Genomic DNA, 20,586 nt, shown 5'->3' with positions numbered 1-20,586 from the left:
TACGGCTCACGACAGGTCCACGCAGACGTTTGTGAGTTCGGAGTAGAAGTTCAGCGAGTGCACGCCGCCCTCGCGACCGATCCCGGACGCCTTCACCCCGCCGAACGGGGTACGCAGGTCACGCAGGAACCATGTGTTGACCCAGACGATGCCGGCGCCGAGCCGGGCGCCGGCCCGGTGCGCAACGCCCACGTCCCGGGTCCACACGGTCGCGGCCAGGCCGTACTCCGTGCCGTTGGCGAGGGCGTACGCCTCGTCCTCGGTGTCGAACGGCGCGACGTGCACCACCGGGCCGAAGATCTCCTCCCGGTTGGTGCGGGCGTCCGGGCCGAGCCCGGTGAGCACCGTCGGCTGCACGTACGACCCGCCGTCGCGGGTGTCGCCGAAGGTGGGCGTGCCGCCACCGGTGAGCACCTCGGCGCCCTCAAAGCGGGCCAGCTCGTACGCGCCGAGCACCTTCCTGCGGTGCTCCTGGGAGATCAGCGGCATGGTGGCGGTGGCCTCGTCGGTCGGCCAGCCGTACGCCAGCTCGCCGGCCCGCTTCGCCAGCCGGGCGGTGAACTCCTCGAAGACGGGGCGCTGCACGTAGATGCGCTCGGTGCAGAGGCACACCTGCCCGCCGTTGGTGAAGCTGGACCGCACCGAGCCGGCCACCGCGGCGTCCAGGTCGGCGTCGGCGAAGACCAGGCCGGCGTTTTTGCCGCCGAGTTCGAAGCTCACCGCCTTCACCCCGTCGGCGGCGGCCCGCATGATCGCGCCGCCGGTGGCCGACTCACCGGTGAAGGTGATCGCGTCGACGCCCGGGTGGCGGGTGAGGAACTCGCCCGCCGAATCCGGTCCGAAGCCGTGCACCAGGTTGAACACCCCGGCCGGTACGCCAGCGGCGGCCATCACCTCGGCGAGCACCGTCGCCGAGGCGGGAGTCTCCTCGCTGGGCTTGACCACGACGGCGTTGCCGCAGGCCAGCGCCGGGGCCACCTTCCAGGTGAGCAGCAGCAGCGGCAGGTTCCACGGCACGATGACCGCGACCACGCCGACCGGCTTGCGCAGCGCGTAGTTGAGTGCCCGGCCGCCGGTCGGGGTGACAGTCGTGAACGACTCGGTGGGGGCGGTCGCCACGATCTCCGCGAACGCCCGGAAGTTCGCCGCGCCACGCGGAATGTCCAGGGTGCGGGCCTGGGCGATGGACTTGCCGGTGTCGGCGACCTCGGCGGTGACCAGGTCGTCGAAGCGGCGCTCCAGCTCGTCGGCGACGCGGCGCAGCACCTCGGCGCGCTCGCGCTCCCCCATCCGGCCCCACGGCCCCCGCAGCGCCGCCCGGGCGGCGGCCACCGCGTCGTCCACAGTCGACCGTGACGCCTCGTCCACCTCGAAGACCTGCTCCCCGGTGACCGGGCTGGCCTTGGCGAACGTGTTTGCGCCGTCGACGAACTCGCCGGCGACGAAGTTGCGCAACCGCCTCGGGCCACTCGGCGCGTGGCCGGCCATCAGCCGCGGATCCCAGTTGCCGGTCATGCCCGCCTCCCTCGGCTCAGTGCCGCGCCGATCGCGCCGACCAGCAGCAGGGCGGCCCCGCCGACGACGGCCCCGAGCACGCGGTGCTGTCGGCGCACCCGGCGGCGCACCTCCGCGTACGGGGTGGTGGAGAACGACACCAGCTCGTACTGGGAAACGTACCGGCCGGGCAGGGCCCGTTCCAGTGCGTGCTCCACCCGCCGTCGGGTCTGGAAGACCGGGGAGGCGACCTTGTCCCGCATCTCCACGAAGTTGGTCAGCGCCATCGTCGCGATGGCCTCGGCGTTCTCCAGTCGGCGCCGCTGGAACAGCGGCAGCGCCGCCAACCAGTCGTCGGCGCACTCGTCCAGGCAGCGGTCCAACTCCACCACGTCCTCGAAGGCGCAGTTGGCGCCCTGGCCGTAGAACGGCACGATGGCGTGCGCCGCGTCGCCGAGCAGGCCGACCTTGCCGTTGACCTGCCAGGGGGTGCAGCGCACAGTGCCGAGCACGCCCACCGGGTTGTGCTGGTAGTCGTCGACCAGGTTCGGGGCCAGCGGGACCACGTCCGGGTAGTGCTCGGTGAAGTGCTGTTCGATCTCCGCCGGGCTGGTCAGCGAGGCGAAGCTGCCGGCACCGTCGTTGGGCCAGAACAGCGTGCAGGTGAAGGAACGGTCCGGGTTCGGCAGCGCGATCATCATCGAGGTGCCGCGCGGCCAGATGTGCAGCGCGTCCTCCTCCAGGGCGAAGTCCCCGCCCAGCGGCGGAATCGTCAGCTCCTTGTAGCCGTAGTCGAGGAAGTCCACGCTCTCGTCCAGCAGCCCGTACGCCAGCAGTTGCCCACGCACCGCGGAACCGGCGCCGTCGGCACCCAGCACGACCGACGCCTTCGCCGCGACCGTGCCCTGCGGGGTCTCGAAGCTCAGGGCGCCGTCGGTCGGGTCGAGCCCGACCAGCCGGTGGTCGAAGACGACCCGCACCCCGGGCAGCGCGGCGGCCTCGTCCAGCAGGGCGTTGTTCAGCGCACCCCGGCTGATCGAGTTGATCGCCCGGTCGCCGGCCGCGCTGTACGACTGGAACTGCTGCTCGCCCTCGACCGGGTGGATCATCCGGCCGCGCATCGGCAGCGCGTCGGTCATCACCTGCTCGGCCAGCCCGATCCGGCGCAACGCGTCCAGGCCGCGCTCGGAGAGCGCCAGGTTGATCGAGCGACCGCGTTCGGCGGTGCCGGCGCGCGGGTCGGAGCGGCGCTCGTAGAGGGCCACCGGGTAGCCACGCCGGGCCAGGAAGCAGGCCGCCAGACAGCCGGCCAGCCCGGCCCCGATGATCGCGATCTCGTCGCGCCGCGCGGTCATGAGGCCACCTGCCCCACCGTCGCGGCGAGCGCGGCAGCGGCCCGCCAGCAGTCGAGGTACGTGGAGTACAGCGGCACCGGTGCGAACCGGACGACGTCCGGTTCGCGGGCGTCGGCGATCACCCCGTGTTCGTACCGTAGGCGTTTGGTCAGCTCGGCGGCGCTGCCCGAACCGATCCGCACGGAGAGCTGGCAGCCCCGGCGGGCCGGGTCGCGCGGGGTGACCACCCGCAGCGGTCGGCCGACGGTCACCTCGTCGAACAGCGACTCCAGCCAGCCGGTGAGGCGCTGGCTGCGCGCGCGCAACGCGGTCATCCCCACCGCGTCGAACAGCTCCAGCGAGGTACGCACCGGGCCCATCGCGAAGATCGGCGGGTTGGAGATCTGCCAGGCTTCCACAGTGGCCGGTGGCCGGGACACCGGCGTCATCTCGAACCGGGTGGCCGCCGCGGTGCTCCACCACCCCTCGAACCGGGGCAGGTTCTCGTCGCCGAGGTGCCGCTCGTGCACGAAGACACCCGCCAGCGCGCCCGGGCCGGAGTTCAGGTACTTGTAGGAGCACCACGCGGCGAAGTCGACGTCCCAGTCGTGCAGGGCCAGCGGCACGTTGCCGACCGCGTGGGCCAGGTCCCAACCGACCACCGCGCCGGCGGCCCGGCCGGCAGCCGTGATCGCCGGGATGTCCAGCAGCTCACCGGTGAGGTAGTTGACCCCGCCGAGCAGCAGCAGCGCCACCCGGTCGCCCTCGGCGGCCAGGTAGTCGGTCACGTCCTCGGTGCGCAGGGCGTCCTCACCCGCGCGCGGACGCAACCGGACCACTGTGTCGTCCGGGTCCAGGCCGTGGAACCGGGCCTGGCTGCGCACGGCGTAGCTGTCCGAGGGGAACGCGGCGTCCTCGATGACGATGCGGGTGCGCGCGCCGGCAGGTCGGTAGAAACTCACCATCAGCAGGTGCAGGTTGACAGTGAGCGAGTTCATCACCACGGCCTCCGTGGGCCGGGCACCGACCAGTCGCGCGGCCGGCCCGGTCAACAACTCGTGGTACGGCAGCCAGGGGCGCTCCGCCTCCAGATGCCCCTCCACGCCGAGCCGCCCCCACGCATCCAGGTCGGCCAGGAGTTCGTCGCGGGTGGCCCGAGGTTGCAGGCCGAGCGAGTTGCCGGCCAGGTACGCCGACTCGCTGTGGTCGCCGCCGTCGGCCGGCGGCACGTGGAACAGGTGCCGGTGGCCGGGGTCGGCCTCGTCGAGGCGACGCGCTTCGGCTTCGCCAGCGGCGAGGCCCAGCAGCTCAGCTTCTGGGGTCGTCATTGCTTCTTCTCGCTCTCCGGTCACATCGCCGTGCGGGCCGACCACAGCTCCGGGAAGACCACCCGGGCCATGCTGCGCTGCAACCACGCCAGGCCGGCGGAGCCTCCGCTGCCGACCTTGGCGCCCATCGTCCGCTGCACCGCCTTGACGTGGTTCCAGCGCCAGTCGCCGAACTCCTCGGCGACAGCGCTGAGCGCCTCGCCGAGCAGCCGCAGGTGATTGTCCGGGCTGGCGTCGTCGTAGATCCGTACCCAGGCCGCCTCGACCGACGGGTGCGGGTCGTGCTCGACGGCCACGTCCCGGCCGAGCAGGTCGGCGGGGAGGTCGAAGCCGTGCCGGTCGAGCAGCGCGAGCACGTCGTCCCAGAGGCTCGGGGTGGCCAGCGCGGCGCTCAGCTCGGCGTGCACCTCCGCCTGCCGGCGGAACGGGCGGATCAGCGTCGGGTCGCGCAGCCCGAGCAGGAACTCCAACTGCCGGTACATCGCGGACTGGAAGCCGGAGGCCTCGCCGAGCAGGTTGCGGAACCTGTTGAAGTCGGCCGGGCTCATCCAGCGCAGGCCCTGCCAGGCGGCGTTGAGCCCCTCCAGGTGCAGCTTGGCCCGGCCCAGCGGGGCCAGCGCCTCCCAGATCTGGTCGGCGCGGATCAGCCGCTGGGCCTCCCGCAGCTCGTGGCGGGTCAGCCCGAAGTACAGCTCCATGATCTGGCTGACCATCAGGAAGGACATCTCGCCCGGGTCGCTGCTGAGCGGGTGCTGCATCTTGTGCAGGGCGCTGGCCTGCACGTACGCGTCGTACGGCACCATGTCGGCGAACTCCAGGGTCGGCTCGCCACCGGTGCGCTCCGCCTGCGCCGCGCGCTGCCCGGGGGTCACCGGTTGCACCGTGGCACGGCGGTTCGGCGCCCGCCGCTCCGTCTGATCCACCATCTCGTCTCCCTCCCCCGGACTAGCCGACGTCATGATCTCGCGGTCGGATCGGCCTGCGGAATGCCGAATCAACGGCTCTCGCCGGCTTCTCCTGGCAAACCAAAGGCAACTAGGCGAATTCGGTTCACGAAAGTAAGGTCTGAGCGTGGACGACATGGACTGGGCGCTGCTGCGCGAGTTGCAGGCCGACGCGCGGCTCTCTTTCAGCGAGTTGTCCCGGCGGGTGCACCTGTCGCCACCGTCCGTCGCGGAGCGGGTCCGCCGGCTGGAGGAGGCCGGGATCGTCACCGGCTACCACGCCCACGTCGACCTGAGCCGCGCCGGCCGTACCGTGGTCGCGCTGATTCGGATGTCCTGCTACGGCGCGCGGTGCATCCTGCACGACCCGGCGGTGGCCGACTGGCCGGAGATCCTGGAGATCCACCGGATCACCGGGGACGCGTGCAGCGTGCTGAAGGTGGCGGCCGGGTCGATCGGCGCGTTCGAGGGCGTCATCGACCGACTGGCCCCCTACGGCCAGCCGTCAAGCACGATGGTCCTCTCCTCCCCCCTGAACTGGCACCCAGTCACCCCCCTCCCCACCACCGGACCCATCCCCCGCCCGCGCTGACCCCACCCCACCTCGCCCACCCCACCTCGCCGCGATCTTGCAGTTTCTGTTGGCGAAATGCCGACCAAGGGCCGATTCGTCGCCGCAGAAAGTGCAAGATCGCGAGCGTGGGCGGGGGTGCGGGGGTGGGGGTGGGGCGGGTTTGGCTTCGGGCCAGCGGGAAAGCAGCGCGCGTGCCCAGGGGAGGGTTCCGGCGGTCGCCGCCGGTTGGGGGGAAATCATGCAGGCAATCCGCACGATCAACCGCGCGCTCTCGTCCGCACTGACACTGGTCGGGCTGGTCGGGGCGTTCGTCCTGTTGTCGGTCGCGCCGGCGCGAGCCGGCGACAACGTCTTCGTCGAGGTGACACCGAACAGCGCCCAGGCCGGTAGCCGGGTCAGCATCAAAGCGAGCTGCGACAACGACAACAACAACCGGCAGTCCAGCGTGCACTCCGACGCGTTCGGGCACGTGATGCTCAAACCGGACAAGGGCTTTCTGACCGGGCAGGTCACGATCGCGAGGGACAAGCCGGCCGGTGACTATCCGGTCGACCTGCGCTGCGAGAACGGCCAGACGTCGTCGACCACGCTGACAGTGCTGAACATGGCCTCACCCAGCAAGGGGCCGGCGACGGGCGGCGGTGGGATGGCCGGCGGCCGCGGCGCCGGCTCGCTGCTGGTGCTCGGTGGCGTGGCGTTGGTGGCCACCGCGATCGTGCTCGGGATGGCCGGCGGCCGACGTCGACGGGGAGCCGGCTCCTGAGCCGGATCACCCATGACCCGCAGATCCGCGCGTGCGCGGCCGCATCGCCGCGCACGCCTCCGGGCCGGCCCGGCGCTGCGCGCGTCCGGCCGGCTGGTGGCCCGCGTCTCCGGGCGGCTGCGCCGGGTCGCCGGGCAGGCCGTGTCGGCCAGCGTCACCACCACCGATCCGGCTGCCCGCCCGCTGCCGCCGCGGCGTCCGGCCGGGCCGCCGTCGGCCCGACACCGCTTCGGTACGAGCCCCGGGTTGCCGGTGCTGGCCATCGCCGCGCTGATGGTGCTGATCGTGGCGATGCTCGGCGTCGAGCAGGTGACCGGGATGAGCCTGCTGCCGGACCGGCTCAGCGCCGGCCTGCGACCGCCGCCGAAGAAGTTCCCGGTGCTGCCGGCCAGCCCTCCGACCAGCCTCGCCATCGAGAGGATCGAGGTGCGGGCGCCCGTACACGACGTGGGCATCGCCTCGGATGGCACTATCGCCGTACCGGACGCGGCCCGCGCCCAGGAGGCCGGCTGGTACGACCAGGGGCCCACCCCGGGCCAGTACGGCCCAGCCGTGATCGTCGGGCACGTCGACACCACCAGCGGGCCGGCGGTCTTCCACAAACTCCGGGAGCTGCGCTCCGGTGACGAGATCGAGGTCACCCGCACCGACCAGCGCGTGGCGGTCTTCGAGGTCAACTCGGTGGAGAAATTCGACAAGGGTCGCCTGCCGGTGGACGAGGTGTACGGCGACTTCAGCCGCCCGAGCCTTCGACTGATCACCTGCGGCGGTCAGTGGGTCGGCGGCGAGACCGGTTACGCGGACAACGTGGTGGTGTTCGCCTCGCTGGTCAAGGCGCGTTCAGGCGGCTGACCAGCGTCGAGGTAATCGGCGAGCCGAGCGGCCCCGGTGAGCATGGCCCTGCCTCGCTCGGTGAGCCGTTGCCGCCACTGGCGCAGCGACGCGGCGAGCGGTTCGGCACCGCCGGCGTCGCGCACTCGACGCAGCACGCCGGCGACGTGGTCGAGCCGGTACCCGCCGCGGCGCAACAGGTGGGCGAGTTCGGCGTCCCGGACGTCGTCGGGAAGGTAGAGCCGGTAGTGGGTCACCGGGTCACGTACCGGCCGCAGCACCCCGGCCCGCTCCCATTTGCGCAGCGTGGCCGGCTGGAGACCGAGCCGGTGGGCCAGCACGCTGATCGGCACGGCTCTCTGGCCCTGCGGCTGCGATCTCGCTCCGGTGAGCGTCGCCACCGCCGCCTCCACCGCGTCCAGGGTCTCCCGATCGCGCTGGAGCAGGGCATGGCCCTGGTCGATGGTGCGCAACGCCGTGTCGATCTCGCCCCGGTTGACGGCCCTCATGATCTCGCCGCTGGCCGCATAGCCGTGGCCCGCGATCAACGCGAGGTAGGCACACAGCGCCTTGGCGTGCAGCTCGGTGAAGCGACGGTAGCCGTTCGGGGTGCGCTGGGCCGGCGGCAGGACGCCGTCTCGTTCGTAGTTGCGCACGGCCTGTGCGGAGAGGCCGTGGGCGCGCGCGAGGTCTACCGGTCGGCGTACCAGTGGGTTTGAAGGTTTTGTGGCTGTCACCGCGCTCCGCCGCTCGGAAGTTTCAACCGCTGGTTCAACGATACGGTTCATGGAATGCCACCTTTTCTCGACCTGCTGGCGGTATCCCCGGACCTGCTCGCCCTCGGCGAACCGACGCACGGTGAGTCCGCCTTCCTCCAACTCCGCAACGAGGCCTTTCTGTCGCTGGCGGAGCACGGTTACCGCTCGATCGCCGTGGAGAGCGACCGGGCGGCCGGGCTGATCGCCGACGAGTTCGTGCAGGGCGTCGCCGCCGTGACGCTCGATCGGGCGCTCATCGAAGGGTTCAGCCACGGATTCGGGGCAGCCCCGGCGAACCGTGACCTCCTGCTGCGGATGCGGGAGTGGAACGCCGGACGGCCGGCCGCCGAACGCCTGACGTTCCACGGCTTCGACGCCCCGGTGGAACTGGAGAGCGCCCCGAGCCCGCGCCGGCACCTCGACCAGGTCTGCCACTTCCTCGACCTGGACCGGTCAGCCGAGATCGACGACCTGATCGGGGACGAGGCGCGGTGGAGTGACCCGGCCGCGATCTGGGAGCCCGGCCGATCGGTCGGGCGCTCGACCGACGCCCAGCGACTGCGGGTGCTCGCCGACGACCTGCTGACCGAGTTGTACCTGCGGGCGCCGTCGAGGTCAGAGGGCTGGCGGGGGGCGTTCGTGCACGCCACGGCCGCTGTCGCGTTGCTGCGTTACCACGCCGCGGCCGCCGCGCCACTGGCCCAGGAGGAACGCTTCGCCCGCCTGGCCGGGGTCCGGGACGCGCTGATGGCCGAGAACCTGCTCGCGATCCGATCGGCCGAGGCACACCGCGGGCCCACGCTGGTCTTCGCGCACAACGCACACCTGCAGCGCCACCGGAGCACGATGACGCTGGCCGACACGGAGGTGTCATGGGCCGGCGCCGGAGCGATCGTCGCGTCGCTGCTGGGCGACCGGTACGCGGTGATCGCCGGCAGCCTCGGCGCAAGCCCGGCGCTCGGCATCGGGCCGCCCGCCCCCGCCACCTACGAGGGCGGACTCCAGCAGGAGACCAGCCTTCCCCGGTACCTGTCGGCGTCCGACATCGGAGCGGCCGAGCAGCGGACGCACGACTACCGCTATTTCCCGCTGAACCGGGCCACCATCGAACACGCCGACGCGGTCCTGCACGTCCCGACCGGTGTCGACGCGGCCGTGCTCGCCGATCGGATCATCGCGCTGCCCGGCGTCGAACAGGTCGTGGCGAGCGAGGAGAACGGATCACCCGAAGCGGCCTGGGGTGACCGGTTCTTCTTCGTCGGCCCGGACCGCCGCCAACCGTTCGCCACCATCGTCGAGCACGACGTGCCCGGCTTCGACGAGGCAGCACAGCTTGACCGTCCCGGCGTCTTCCGCCTCAACCTGGACCTGGGCCGGGCCGAGTTCGAGCGGCTGTTCGGCTTTCCGCCCAAGGCATTCGAGGAGCACCGGAACGAGTTCGACTTCGCCCGACTGGACACCCTCGCGCCGCACCCGGGCTACGCACAGTACGGCTTCGCCAGCATCGTCATGCCCGGCCCGCACCTGCTGCCCGAGATCGACCGGCTCACCGCGATCGCGTACCGCCGAGCGGTCGACCGTTACGAACGCGCAGCGCGCCGGGCACACCGCCCGCAATCCGGAGCCTGAACACGCCCTACGGGGTCAGGCGGCCGCCTCGGGCTCCCGCAGGTCCAGCCAGTCGGCCCAGCGGGGGTCGGGGGCACGGTGGCCCAGCACCCGCCAGGCGGTGCCCTTCGGGGCGGCCGGCAACGCGTGTAACCGCCACCCCATCTCGGCCGGGGTCTTGTCGCCCTTGGTGTGGTTGCACCGGGCGCACGCGGCGACCACGTTCTCCCAGGCGTGCCGGCCACCCCGACTGCGCGGGAAGACGTGGTCGATGGTCTCGGCCGGGCCCCGGCAGTAGGCGCACCGCCACCCGTCCCGGGCGAAGATCGCCCGCCGGGACAGCCCGACATGCGTGCGGTACGGCACCCGGACGAAGCGCGTCAACCGGACCACTGATGGCACCGGGAGCGCGTCCCGGGCGCTGTGCAGGATGCCGTCACCATCGGCGACGCAGACCGCCTTGGCGGAGAGGACGAGGATCGCGGCGCGGCGCACCGACACGACACACAGCGGCTCGTAGGTGGCGTTGAGGACCAACGCGCCGGAGCCCACCGTGGGTCGTATGTCAGGCATCGCGCTCACCCTCCCGGTTCAGCGGCTGCTGGGGACCGCCGCCGACCGGGGCCGGGCACAACGGCCCACACGGTCGACGCCGGGCCGATCACCGACGTCCGTTGCGCCAATAGTCCCTGATCGGACCCCGGATTGCACGTACTAATCTCCCTTCTGGTAAGCGGATCACCCACGCCGGGTCTGGCACCTCGATTTACGACGCTTCGGTGCTCAGCCTCGACCGATCGGCCAGCCGGTCCAGCAACCCTGGGCTCCTATGGTCACAGGCATGATCGACAAGCTGTCCGCCGCCACAGTGCGCCACCGCCACGTCGTCCTGGCACTTGGGCTTCTCCTGGTCGGCGTGAACGCCGCGACCCCGGGATCCGCGTCGATCGTGGGGCTGCGCCTGTTGATCCTCACTTCCCTGGCGGCCCTGATCCTGGCGATCGTCATCATGGGGGTCCGTCCGGCCTACCTCGTCGTACGGCCGCAGGTTCCGGCCTTCGCCACACCCGGGCCCGCCTGGACGGTGCTCTTCGCCCTGGGCTACCTCGGGCCCGCGTCCACCCGTATCGACGCACTGGCGCGCTCGGCCAGGCAGGGCACGCCGTCGACGTTCGACGTGGTTCTCGATGTTCTCTGGGTCGGCCTGACCGCGCTGCTGGTGGCGTGGGCGTGGCGGGGTCACGGGGTACGACTGCATCCGTCCGGGGTACGGCAGACCTGGCCGCTGGGCTCGCTCACCGTGCCATGGGAGGCCCTGCTGGCCCCGCAGATCCCTTCGGCTGCCGATCGCCGTCCGTGGCTGCCGATGAGGATCACGGAACCCCGGCTGGTTCGGCGGCGCGGCATTCCACGCAGCCGGGGGGCGTTGCGGACGGACATCGTCGACGCGGGATTCCTCGCCGCGGTCATCGGACACTACGTCGCGCACCCCGAGCACCGGGCGGCGATCGGTAGCCAGGCCGAGTACGAACGGCTCCGCGCCGCGTTGCCCCGGAGAGGGTGAGCAACAAGCGGCAGCGGCATCCTGCCCGCACCGGTAGGTCACCCCGCCGGTGGGTCGGCGGTGGGTGCTCGGGCCCCTTGCGGTACGAAGACAGGGTGAGTGCCGCCAGCGTGACGCCCCTAGCCCTGCCCGACGCCGTCTCGGTGAACTGCCAGGGCAGCACCTCCTGCGAGTGGATCTACGACATCACCGGGTCGGCCTGGTTCGCCGAGGGAAGCTACTGGATCCTGCTCAAACCGCTTCGGGTGCTGCTGATCCTGGCACTGGCGATGGTGGCCCGCTGGGCGCTGCACCGGACGATCGACCGGTTGGTTCGGACGACCACCGACGGTGCGGTGCCGACGATGCTGCGGCCGCTGCGCGAGCGGGTACCCACCGCCGCGGTCGACCCGGCCGAGTTCGTACCCGAGCGACGACGGCAGCGGGCCGAGGCGATCGGGTCGGTGCTGCGCAGCCTGACCACCGCGTTCGTCTTCGGCATCGCGCTGCTGATGATCCTGCGGGAGTTCAGTTTCGACCTGGCTCCGCTGCTGGCCAGCGCGGGGATCGCCGGCGTCGCGCTGGGCTTCGGTGCGCAGAGCCTGGTGAAGGACCTGATCGCCGGCCTCTTCATGCTGATCGAGGACCAGTACGGCGTGGGCGACAACGTCGACCTGGGCGAGGCGATGGGCGTGGTCGAGTCGGTCGGCCTGCGGGTCACCACAGTGCGCGACGGCCGCGGTGTGCTCTGGTACATCCGCAACGGCGAGATCATCCGGGTGGGCAACAAGAGCCAGGGTTGGGCCCTCGTGGTGGTGGACCTCCCGATCGGTTTCAACAGCACCGAGGAGGCGACGGCGGTGCTACGGACCGCGGCCGCCTCGGTCGCGATGGACCCGGAGTTGTCGCCGGAGATCGTGGAGGCGCCCGAGGTGCTGGGTGTCGAGCAGGTGACGGTGGACGGCGCGGTCATCCGCACTGTGGTGAAGACGACCGCCGACGGGCAGTTCGCGGTCGGCCGGGAACTGCGTCGGCGTCTCGCCGAGGCGCTGGAGAATTCGGGGATCACCGCGCAGATCGCCGCCGCCCGCATCTATCCCGGTCTCTCGACCCGGCCGTTGCCCGAGGGTGAGACTGGTCAGGGCGGCGCTACCTGAAACCGTCGACATTGTCCGGCAATTCGGGGGTCGCGAGCCGGCCGGACCCTCGGGTATCGTCCGTTCGTTCAGTCGGGGAGGCGACGAACGACCCGTTCGACCTAGCTAGTTGTCAGACGATCGGGCAGAATCCGGAGCACGCGTTCCCACCAAGGCGTGATCACATCCTCGCTGATCCGTAGATCTGACGAGCGCTTCCGGCCGGGCTGCCACGAGCGGCCGAGCCGGGGCCGATGGAGGCGACGGTGCCTGACGAGCGACCTTCCGCGGAAGGCCCCGCCACATTCCGCGAAGTTTTCGCCCAGCATGAGTACCGGGCTGTGTTCGTGGCTGGCACCCTCTCCTGGGTCGGCGACTACGTCGCGAAGGCCGCCGTCACCCTGCTCGTCTATCAGCAGACCCGGTCCGTCGCGCTCTCCGCGACCGCCTTCGCGGTCAGCTTCCTGCCCTGGCTGCTCGGCGGTCCCGTGCTCGCCGCACTCGCGGAGCGATACCCGTACCGACGGGTGATGGTGTCGTGCGACCTCATCCGAATGGCGCTGATGCTGCTCATCGCCATTCCGGGCCTGCCGTACCAGGCGGTGCTCGTGCTCATCTTCGCCGCCACCCTGGCCAATCCACCGAGCCAGGCGGCGAAGTCCGCGCTGATCCCGCAGTTGCTCACCGGGGACCGACTGGTGCTGGGGCTGTCGCTGAACAGCAGCGTCGGGCAGGCCGCCCAGGTCGTGGGGTACGTCTTCGGCGCCGGTGTCGCCGCGATCGACCCGGAGGCGGCGCTGCTGTTCAACGCGGCCACGTTCGGTCTCTCGGCGCTGCTGGTTCGCCTCGGGGTACGCCACCGCCCGGCGGTGATGAACCCGGCCCACCGCAGTCATCTGCTGCGGGAGACCCGCCAGGGGTTCGACATCGTGTTCCGCACGCCGGTGCTGCGGGCCATCGCGGTGCTGGTGTTCAGCGCGATGCTCTTCTCGATCGTTCCTGAGGGTCTGGCCGCGGCCTGGGCCAACGACGAGAGCCGCGGCGCGATGAGCGCGGGCACCGCACAAGCAGCGATCATGGTGGCCAACCCGGTCGGCTTCATCCTCGGCGGGTTGCTGGTGAGTCGCCTGTTCGGGCCGGCTCGCCGGCTGAAGCTGATGCGGCCGCTCGCGGTGCTCGCCCCGTTGATGCTCGTACCGGTGCTGTTCGACCCCCCGCCGCTGGTGGTCGCGCTGCTCGCCGCGCTCTGCGGGTTCGCGGTCGCCGGCATGATCCCGATGGCCAACGGGTTGTTCGTCCAGGCGCTGCCCAACGGGTTCCGGGCCCGCGCCTTCGGGGTGATGGCCACCGGCATACAGGTCATCCAAGGTCTCGCGGTGCTGGTCACCGGGGTCCTCGCCGAGCGGTTCCCCATTCCGGTCGTGGTCGGGGTGTGGAGCGCGGCCGGGGTGGTGCTGATGGCGGTGGCCGCCCTGCGCTGGCCGGACCAGCAGACGGTGGACGACGCGATCACTGCCGCCTCGCTGGCCAACGCCGATCCGCCGCCCTCCGGGCTCGGAGACCCGGCCGACGACGGCCCGGTGGGAGGCGCGTCCGACCCGCATGCCGGGGACGGCCACCGCCGGCACGCGGTCACCTGACCCGTCGAACGACCTCCGTCCGAGCAGGCCGGGTGACCGACATTCGGGGTTGTCGACCCGGCGTGATCCGACGCACGCCGTGCGGGTCGGGTCGGCACCGGACGCACCTGGCAGGATGGAACTGTGACTTCCGCAGGTGAATCCGACCGTCCCGGTGCGTCGATGACCCTCTTCGAAGCGGTCGGCGGCGAACCCACCTTCCGCAAGCTGGTCGACGAGTTCTACGCCGGCGTCGCCACCGACCCCCTGCTACGGCCCATGTACCCGGAGGAGGACCTGGGCCCGGCCGCGGACCGAATGACCCTGTTCCTGATGCAGTACTGGGGCGGGCCGAACACGTACTCCGCCCAGCGCGGGCACCCGCGGCTGCGGATGCGCCACGCGCCGTTCCGGATCGGCGCGGCCGAACGGGACGCCTGGCTGCGGAACATGCGCCGCGCCGTGGACCGGCTCGACCTTGAGCCGGAGATCGCCAGCACCCTCTGGGACTACCTGGAGCGGGCCGCGTACTTCATGGTCAACGTCGAGGAAGACCCGGCCAACGGCGGCTGACCCACCCGACCCGGAGCGGCGTCAGAGCAGCGCGCCCTCGTCGTGCAGCCAGTCCACAAAGCTGGTGGCGACCGCCGCGCCGCAGTCGAGCATCTCGACCAGGAGCGCGTCGTGGGTGCCGGCACCGAGTGGCACCTGGAGCTCGGCGTAGATCGGTAGCTGCCCGCGCTCGGTCGGGTCACCGATGTAGGCCTTGCAGAACCGGCGGGTGTGGTTCCACTCGTTGACCACCCGGTACGCCCGGTCGGCCCAGTCCGGCGGGACCGTGGCGTGCGGACGTGCCCGCATGACCAGGATCTCGTCCTCCGGCCCCTCGAGGGTGACCAGCACCGCGTGCCGCTCCCACATCGCCAGCAGGTTGCCGTCGCCGTCGGCCAGGTAACGCACGTCGAGCAGATCGAGCGCGTCACAGACCCGGCGCAGACTCACCGGCTCGACGGTGGCGGGCATCTCGGTCAGCACGGGCCGCTCGTTTGACGGGCAGTCGTCCCCCGGCTGGCGAGGGCTGGGCGGCCCGATCCGGACCGCGCTATCGACTGTGATCCCGCTTCGGGTTTCCGGATCGCCGCCGTCGGCGGGACCGGGGCGCCATGACCACCACGGCATCGCTCGCGCACCTCACTCCCCAGCGGATCCAGTCGCCTACGGTGCGTTGGATCCGAGGATGGACGGTACCCGGACAGCCGGGTTGAAGCACCCCCCCAACGACCGCCCCTGACCAGAAGAATGACCCGGGGTCATCCGTTCGGACGAGCGCTCAGCGGTGTCACGGCAAGATCGGTGGCCTTCTGCAACCACGCCGCTCCGTGCGGTCCCACCAGGCCGACCCAACGACCGGCCACCCGCACCTGAACGGCGTTCCCGCCCTCGTCATCCGCTGAGCCGCCGGGGGCGCCGAGGAAGCCCATCCGGACCACCCCCTGCACCAGCCGCTGCGACACCTCGACCGGCGCGGCGGGCGGTCCATCCGGGGTGATGAGCACCGCCACGTGGTCGAGCAACGCGTCGCGCAGGGCCCGCTGGCCCACCGCCCGGCCGGCCACACCCTGCTCGCTCGCCGTCCGCAGAGTGCCCGCCGCCGCGTCCGCGATCCGTCGCAACTCGGCAACGGGCAGCGCCTCCACCTGGCGGCTCCGCGTCGGCGGCAGCGGCCACCGCCACTGGGCGTCCCGGCGGGTCGGCAGGGTCGCGCCGCCCCGCTCCAGCTCGGCGAGCAGCTCCCCGGCCGCCACTGTGACGTCCTCGGCGTCGCCGTCCGCCGGCCCACCGGCAACCGTGCGGACCACCAGGACCTGCCACGGCAGCCGGGCCCACAGGGCGACCCGGCCCGGTACGCCGGCCGGCCGCAGCCGGACCGGCGCGACCGGATCCAACCGGACCAGCCGGGCCAGGAAGGCGCCCGCGTCCGCCACACCGGCAATACCGTGGGTGGACGCCGCCGCCCGGCCGGGCTCGGCGGTGCCCGGCCGGGTCACGCCACACCGCTGTGCGGCGCGTACGTGAGCAGGAAGTCCCGTTCCTCGGTGGTGATCCGCCGGGGCGCCTGGCGGGTCAGGTCGAACGGCACCAGCACCGAACGGGCCCGGCTGGCCAGCACCTCGCCGTCGTACAGCTCGTAGGCGACGGTGAACCGGGAGGCCCGGATCTCCTCCACCCACAGCTCGATCCGCACCGTGGGTGCCGCCTCCGCGGTGGCCCGACCGAGCGCGTAGTCGACCGGGCGCAGGTAGTCGACCTCGTGCCGGCGGATCACCACGCCGTCGGCGAACGAGCCGACGCCCCAGGCCCGGCCGCCGGCGAACATCAACGCCACCCGCGCCTCCTCGTACAGGGTGAGGAAGCGCGAGTTGTTGACGTGGCCGTACGCGTCCAGGTCGGACCAGCGCAGGGTGCAGTGGTAGACGAAGCGGTCAGACACCTTCTCGGCCGGTCAGTCGCGGGTCAGCTTGCGGTAGGTCACCCGGTGCGGCCGGGCGGCCTCCGCGCCGAGGCGGTCGATCTTGTTCTTCTCGTACGCCTCGAAGTTGCCCTCGAACCAGAACCACTTGGCCGGGTCCTGGTCGTCGCCCTCCCAGGCCAAAATGTGTGTGGCGACCCGGTCCAGGAACATCCGGTCGTGCGAGATGACCACGGCGCAGCCGGGGAACTCCAACAGCGCGTTCTCCAGGCTGGACAGCGTCTCCACGTCCAGGTCGTTCGTCGGCTCGTCGAGCAGGATCACGTTGCCGCCGATCTTCAGGGTCAGCGCCAGGTTGAGCCGGTTGCGCTCACCACCGGAGAGCACCTTCGTCGGCTTCTGCTGGTCCGGGCCCTTGAACCCGAACGCGGCGATGTACGCCCGCGACGGCATCTCGACCTTGCCCACCATCAGGTAGTCCAGCCCGTCGGAGACGACCTCCCAGACGGTCTTGTCGCCGTCGAGGCCCTCACGGTTCTGGTCGACGTACGACAGCGAGACGGTGGGGCCGACCCGGACCTCGCCGCCGGTCGGCTCCTCGAACCCGACGATGGTCTTGAACAGGGTGGTCTTGCCGACACCGTTGGGGCCGATGATGCCGACGATGCCGTTACGGGGCAGCGAGAACGACAGGTTGTCGATCAGCAGCCGGTCGCCGAAGCCCTTGCGGAGGTTGTTCGCCTCGATCACCGTGCTGCCCAGGCGCGGGCCCGGCGGGATCTGGATCTCCTCGAAGTCGAGCTTGCGGGTCTTCTCCGCCTCGGTGGCCATCTCGTCGTACCGGTCCAGACGGGCTTTGGACTTGGTTTGGCGGGCCTTGGCGTTGGAGCGGACCCACTCCAACTCCTCGGTGAGGCGCTTCTTCATCTTGGCGTCGCGGCGCCCCTCGATGGCGAGCCGGGCGGCCTTCTTCTCCAGGTAGGTGGAGTAGTTGCCCTCGTACCCGATCGCCCGGCCGCGGTCCAGCTCCAGGATCCAGCCGGCCACCTTGTCCAGGAAGTACCGGTCGTGGGTGATCGCCATGACGGTGCCGGCGTACTTGGCGAGGTGCTGCTCCAGCCAGGAGACGCTCTCCGCGTCCAGGTGGTTGGTGGGCTCGTCGAGCAGCAGCAGGTCGGGCGCCTCCAGCAGCAGCTTGCAGAGCGCGACCCGGCGACGCTCACCACCGGAGAGCTGGGTCACGTCGGCGTCCGGCGGCGGGCAGCGCAGCGCGTCCATGGCCAGTTCGAGCTTGGAGTCGACGTCCCAGGCGTCGAGGTGGTCGAGCTCCTCCTGGAGCTTGCCCATCTCCTCCATCAGCTCGTCGGAGTAGTCGGTGGCCATCTGCTCGGCGATCTTGTTGAACCGCTCCAGCTTGGCCTTGGTCTCGGCGACCGCCTCCTCGACGTTGCCGAGCACGGTCTTGGCCTCGTTGAGCGGGGGCTCCTGGGCGAGCATGCCGACGGTGTAGCCGGGCATGAGTCGGGCCTCGCCGTTGCTCGGCTTGTCCAGCCCTGCCATGATCTTGAGGAGGCTGGACTTACCGGCGCCGTTCGGACCGAGCACACCGATCTTGGCTCCCGGCAGGAAGCTCAACGTGACGTTGTCGAGCACGACCTTGTCGCCGTGCGCCTTGCGCGCCTTTTCCAGGACGTAGATGTACTGGGCCACGGTGCGGGCTACCTCCGTCGGTTGCTGTCGCTGATCGGCGGCGCGGCGCGGGCTGCGAGGACCGCCCGCCGCCGCCGGCCGGGAAGCCGGCCGCGCGCACGCCATCGTCAATCCTGACAGGTACGACGCGCTTCGCCCACATCACCCCGCCTCAGGAGTACGCGGCGAGCCGCATTGCCGAGGCCGGTATAACTCGCTAGCGTTTTCGTATGACCAAGAAGATCGCTGTCAGCCTGCCGGACGACGTCGCCGACCGCCTGTCGCTGGAGCCGAACGTCTCCGCATTCGTGGCGCGGGCGGTGCGGCGCCAGATGGCGGGCGAGAAGACACGGGAGATGCTCGCCAGCGCGGGCTTCGTGATCACCGATGAGGACATCGCTGAGGCCCACGCGGAGATGGAGCAACTCAGGGCCCGGATCACCCCGGAGCTGCGTGAGCAGGCCGCCCGGCTGCAGGCCGAGGTGCTGGCGGCACGCGCCGGGGCGCGCGTCGCACGCGCCAGGGTGCTCGGGTGATCCCCTTCGGTCTGGCGCTGGACACTGCTGCACTGCTGTCCTACGCCTCCGGCACCAAGAATGTCGGCAAGAGAATCGCCGAGGCCGCCGACTACAGCCAAGAGGTGCTCGTGCCCGCCTTGTGTCTCGCGCACGCACACGAGCGCGTCGCGCCCGCTCAGTGGGAGATGCTCGAACTGCTCGTCGCACTGCCGCACGTGCAGGTCACCTTCGTCGAGGCGAACATGTGCGGCTACCTTGGGGGCTGGTCACGCCGCATGGAGGGTCGGATGGACCTGGCCCAGCTCGCCATCGACGCCGCCGCCCACCCCCTCGTGCCCATCATGACGGATCGGCGGGAGTTGCTCGGCGAGGTGCTGCCGAAGCAGTGGCCGATCATCGACCTCTGAGGCACGGCCTGTCGACAAGATCACCTACAGGATTTCGGCACGACCGGGGCGGGTAGGAGACTCCGGCACGGGGCACAAGACGCCGCAGCTACGCTCAGTACGCTCATCGCGGTGGACCCGTCAGTACCCGGAGGTGGCCGATCGTGACCGTCCGTAGCTCCTTTGTCGTAGTGGCGAACCGTCTGCCGGTCGACGAGGTGAGCACACCCGAGGGCCGGCAGTGGCGACGCAGCCCTGGCGGGCTGGTCACCGCGCTGCATCCCGTACTCGCCGAACACAAGGGCACCTGGGTCGGCTGGGCCGGTGGCACCGGTGCGGCCCCCGAGCCGTTCGACCTGGAGGGGATCCGGCTCCACCCGGTCCCGCTCAGCGCCGAGGAGCTGGAGCGCTACTACGAGGGCCAGTCCAACGCGACGATCTGGCCGCTCTACCACGACGCTGTGGAGACGCCGGCCTACAAGCGCCGGTGGCGAGAGGCGTACCGCCTGGTCAACGCCCGGTTCGCGGAGGCCGCAGCCGACGTGGCGGCCGAGGGCGCGACGGTCTGGGTGCAGGACTACCAGCTCCAGTTGGTGCCGGCGATGCTGCGTGAGCTCCGCCCGGACCTGCGGATCGGGTTCTTCCTGCACATCCCGTTCCCGCCCATCGAGCTGTTCATGCAGATGCCGTTCCGCACCGAGATCCTGCGCGGTCTGCTCGGCGCCGACCTGGTCGGTTTCCAGCAGCGGCTGGCCGCGCAGAACTTCGTCCGGCTGGCCCGGCACCTGCTCGGGCTGCGCTACGAGGGGCAGATGATCCAGGTCGACGGTCGGCAGGTGAAGGCGGGCGCCTTCCCCATCTCGATCGACACGAAGGAAATGGAACGGATGGCCGCCGATCCGGCGATCCAGGCCCGGGCCAAGCAGATTCGCGCCGAGCTGGGCGACCCGAAGACGATAATCCTGGGCGTGGACCGGCTGGATTACACCAAGGGCATCGAGTTGCGGCTCAAGGCCTTCCGGGAGCTGCTGGCTGACGGAAAGTTGACAGTTCCCGACGCGGTCATGGTTCAGGTCGCCACACCCAGCCGCGAGCGCGTGGAGCACTACCAGGCACTACGGGTCAAGGTGGAGCGCGAGGTCGGTCGAATCAACGGCGAGTTCGGCAGGGTCGGCGTGCCGGCGGTCCATTACCTCCATCAGTCGTACAGTCGCAGTGAGCTGGCGGCGATGTACGTTGCTGCCGACGTGATGATGGTGACCCCGCTGCGAGACGGAATGAACCTCGTGGCGAAGGAATACGTAGCATCACGTGGCGACCAGGGCGGCGCGCTCGTGCTCAGTGAGTTCGCCGGCGCCGCCACCGAGCTTCGCCAGGCATTTTTGTGTAACCCGCACGACCCGGACGCGGTCAAGGACGCCCTGCTCCGGGCAGTGCACGTGGAGAAAACCGAGGCACGCCGCCGGATGCGGACAATGCAACGTCACCTGCGTACCCACGACGTGGGCCACTGGGCCAAGTCTTTCCTCTCGGAGCTCGGAGTTCCGGAGGCGGAGGCCGAGTGAACACGTCCGTCAACGATGGGGCGGCA

General features: G+C 70.9%; 21 protein-coding genes. 11 read left to right on the top strand and 10 right to left on the bottom strand.

Annotated elements, in window-relative coordinates; genetic code table 11:
• Nucleotides 1-6 precede the first annotated feature (6 nt).
• From ABZS40_RS23800 to ABZS40_RS23785, 4 genes are read right to left on the bottom strand one after another with little or no spacing between them, the layout of a single operon-like run.
• A complete protein-coding gene (locus ABZS40_RS23800) occupies nt 7-1,488 on the bottom strand; it encodes a 2-hydroxymuconic semialdehyde dehydrogenase (RefSeq protein WP_354945642.1) in 1,482 nt (493 codons plus the stop codon).
• 23 nt (nt 1,489-1,511) lie between these two features.
• Nucleotides 1,512-2,849, bottom strand: a complete 1,338-nt coding sequence (locus tag ABZS40_RS23795) for an NAD(P)/FAD-dependent oxidoreductase (RefSeq protein WP_354945590.1) — start codon at nt 2,847-2,849, stop codon at nt 1,512-1,514.
• Nucleotides 2,846-4,156: a kynureninase gene (gene kynU, locus ABZS40_RS23790; protein WP_354945588.1), complete on the bottom strand. Its 1,311-nt coding sequence runs from the start codon at nt 4,154-4,156 to the stop codon at nt 2,846-2,848. The genes ABZS40_RS23795 and kynU overlap by 4 nt, the downstream gene beginning before the upstream one ends.
• A 20-nt stretch (nt 4,157-4,176) precedes the next feature.
• A complete protein-coding gene (locus ABZS40_RS23785) occupies nt 4,177-5,079 on the bottom strand; it encodes a tryptophan 2,3-dioxygenase family protein (protein ID WP_354945640.1) in 903 nt (300 codons plus the stop codon).
• 148 nt (nt 5,080-5,227) lie between these two features.
• Here ABZS40_RS23785 and ABZS40_RS23780 point away from each other — a divergent pair, with 148 nt between their 5' ends.
• The 3 genes from ABZS40_RS23780 (at nt 5,228) to ABZS40_RS23770 (ending at nt 7,289) form a co-directional block, all read left to right on the top strand.
• Nucleotides 5,228-5,692 (top strand): Lrp/AsnC family transcriptional regulator, encoded by a 465-nt coding sequence (locus ABZS40_RS23780; RefSeq protein ID WP_354945586.1) that lies wholly within the window; start codon nt 5,228-5,230, stop codon nt 5,690-5,692.
• Between the two features lie 220 nt (nt 5,693-5,912).
• A complete protein-coding gene (locus ABZS40_RS23775) occupies nt 5,913-6,437 on the top strand; it encodes a hypothetical protein (protein ID WP_354945585.1) in 525 nt (174 codons plus the stop codon).
• A 75-nt stretch (nt 6,438-6,512) separates the two neighbouring features.
• Nucleotides 6,513-7,289 (top strand): class F sortase, encoded by a 777-nt coding sequence (locus ABZS40_RS23770; RefSeq protein ID WP_354945639.1) that lies wholly within the window; start codon nt 6,513-6,515, stop codon nt 7,287-7,289.
• Here the strand turns inward: ABZS40_RS23770 and ABZS40_RS23765 are convergent.
• Nucleotides 7,232-8,005, bottom strand: coding sequence for a MerR family transcriptional regulator (locus tag ABZS40_RS23765; protein ID WP_354945584.1), 774 nt, complete (start codon nt 8,003-8,005; stop codon nt 7,232-7,234). The genes ABZS40_RS23770 and ABZS40_RS23765 overlap by 58 nt on opposite strands.
• A 54-nt stretch (nt 8,006-8,059) precedes the next feature.
• Here ABZS40_RS23765 and ABZS40_RS23760 point away from each other — a divergent pair, with 54 nt between their 5' ends.
• Nucleotides 8,060-9,655 carry a DUF6194 family protein gene (locus ABZS40_RS23760; RefSeq protein WP_354945583.1) on the top strand — a complete coding sequence of 532 codons (1,596 nt, stop codon included), beginning with the start codon at nt 8,060-8,062 and terminating at the stop codon, nt 9,653-9,655.
• Nucleotides 9,656-9,670: 15 nt separating this feature from the next.
• Here ABZS40_RS23760 and ABZS40_RS23755 read toward each other — a convergent pair whose 3' ends face one another.
• Nucleotides 9,671-10,207, bottom strand: coding sequence for an HNH endonuclease (locus tag ABZS40_RS23755; RefSeq protein ID WP_030333470.1), 537 nt, complete (start codon nt 10,205-10,207; stop codon nt 9,671-9,673).
• Nucleotides 10,208-10,475: 268 nt separating this feature from the next.
• On the opposite strand from ABZS40_RS23755, the gene ABZS40_RS23750 reads away from it, so the two are divergent.
• The 4 genes from ABZS40_RS23750 to ABZS40_RS23735 all read left to right on the top strand — a co-directional run bounded on the left by ABZS40_RS23750 (nt 10,476) and on the right by ABZS40_RS23735 (nt 14,505).
• The gene (locus tag ABZS40_RS23750; RefSeq protein ID WP_354945582.1) at nt 10,476-11,198 is read left to right on the top strand and encodes a hypothetical protein; all 723 of its coding nucleotides are present in this window, start codon (nt 10,476-10,478) and stop codon (nt 11,196-11,198) included.
• Nucleotides 11,199-11,323: 125 nt separating this feature from the next.
• Nucleotides 11,324-12,334 (top strand): mechanosensitive ion channel family protein, encoded by a 1,011-nt coding sequence (locus ABZS40_RS23745; protein WP_354945638.1) that lies wholly within the window; start codon nt 11,324-11,326, stop codon nt 12,332-12,334.
• 233 nt (nt 12,335-12,567) lie between these two features.
• Nucleotides 12,568-13,953, top strand: coding sequence for an MFS transporter (locus ABZS40_RS23740; protein ID WP_354945581.1), 1,386 nt, complete (start codon nt 12,568-12,570; stop codon nt 13,951-13,953).
• Between the two features lie 123 nt (nt 13,954-14,076).
• Nucleotides 14,077-14,505, top strand: a complete 429-nt coding sequence (locus ABZS40_RS23735; RefSeq protein ID WP_354945580.1) for a globin — start codon at nt 14,077-14,079, stop codon at nt 14,503-14,505.
• Between the two features lie 21 nt (nt 14,506-14,526).
• Here ABZS40_RS23735 and ABZS40_RS23730 read toward each other — a convergent pair whose 3' ends face one another.
• The 4 genes from ABZS40_RS23730 to ettA all read right to left on the bottom strand — a co-directional run bounded on the left by ABZS40_RS23730 (nt 14,527) and on the right by ettA (nt 18,112).
• Entirely contained in the window at nt 14,527-15,111 is a 585-nt protein-coding gene (locus ABZS40_RS23730) for a YbjN domain-containing protein (RefSeq protein WP_030333460.1), read from the bottom strand.
• A 131-nt stretch (nt 15,112-15,242) separates the two neighbouring features.
• Nucleotides 15,243-15,980: a hypothetical protein gene (locus tag ABZS40_RS23725; protein ID WP_354945578.1), complete on the bottom strand. Its 738-nt coding sequence runs from the start codon at nt 15,978-15,980 to the stop codon at nt 15,243-15,245.
• Nucleotides 15,977-16,423, bottom strand: a complete 447-nt coding sequence (locus tag ABZS40_RS23720; RefSeq protein ID WP_354945577.1) for a thioesterase family protein — start codon at nt 16,421-16,423, stop codon at nt 15,977-15,979. The genes ABZS40_RS23725 and ABZS40_RS23720 overlap by 4 nt, the downstream gene beginning before the upstream one ends.
• Nucleotides 16,424-16,435: 12 nt before the next feature.
• Nucleotides 16,436-18,112, bottom strand: a complete 1,677-nt coding sequence (gene ettA / locus ABZS40_RS23715; RefSeq protein ID WP_354945575.1) for an energy-dependent translational throttle protein EttA — start codon at nt 18,110-18,112, stop codon at nt 16,436-16,438.
• Between the two features lie 209 nt (nt 18,113-18,321).
• Between ettA and ABZS40_RS23710 the strand changes: the two genes are divergently transcribed.
• The 3 genes from ABZS40_RS23710 to ABZS40_RS23700 all read left to right on the top strand — a co-directional run bounded on the left by ABZS40_RS23710 (nt 18,322) and on the right by ABZS40_RS23700 (nt 20,560).
• Nucleotides 18,322-18,627 carry a hypothetical protein gene (locus ABZS40_RS23710; RefSeq protein ID WP_354945574.1) on the top strand — a complete coding sequence of 102 codons (306 nt, stop codon included), beginning with the start codon at nt 18,322-18,324 and terminating at the stop codon, nt 18,625-18,627.
• The gene (locus ABZS40_RS23705; RefSeq protein WP_354945573.1) at nt 18,624-19,016 is read left to right on the top strand and encodes a hypothetical protein; all 393 of its coding nucleotides are present in this window, start codon (nt 18,624-18,626) and stop codon (nt 19,014-19,016) included. The genes ABZS40_RS23710 and ABZS40_RS23705 overlap by 4 nt, the downstream gene beginning before the upstream one ends.
• Before the next feature lie 143 nt (nt 19,017-19,159).
• Nucleotides 19,160-20,560, top strand: coding sequence for a trehalose-6-phosphate synthase (locus ABZS40_RS23700; protein WP_354945572.1), 1,401 nt, complete (start codon nt 19,160-19,162; stop codon nt 20,558-20,560).
• Nucleotides 20,561-20,586 lie beyond the last annotated feature (26 nt).

This window comes from Micromonospora sp. NPDC005324, from assembly GCF_040607155.1.
Lineage (GTDB): Bacteria > Actinomycetota > Actinomycetes > Mycobacteriales > Micromonosporaceae > Micromonospora > Micromonospora trifolii.
The sequence above is the reverse complement of the archived record's forward strand: the minus strand, read 5'-3'. Positions and strand labels throughout refer to the sequence as shown.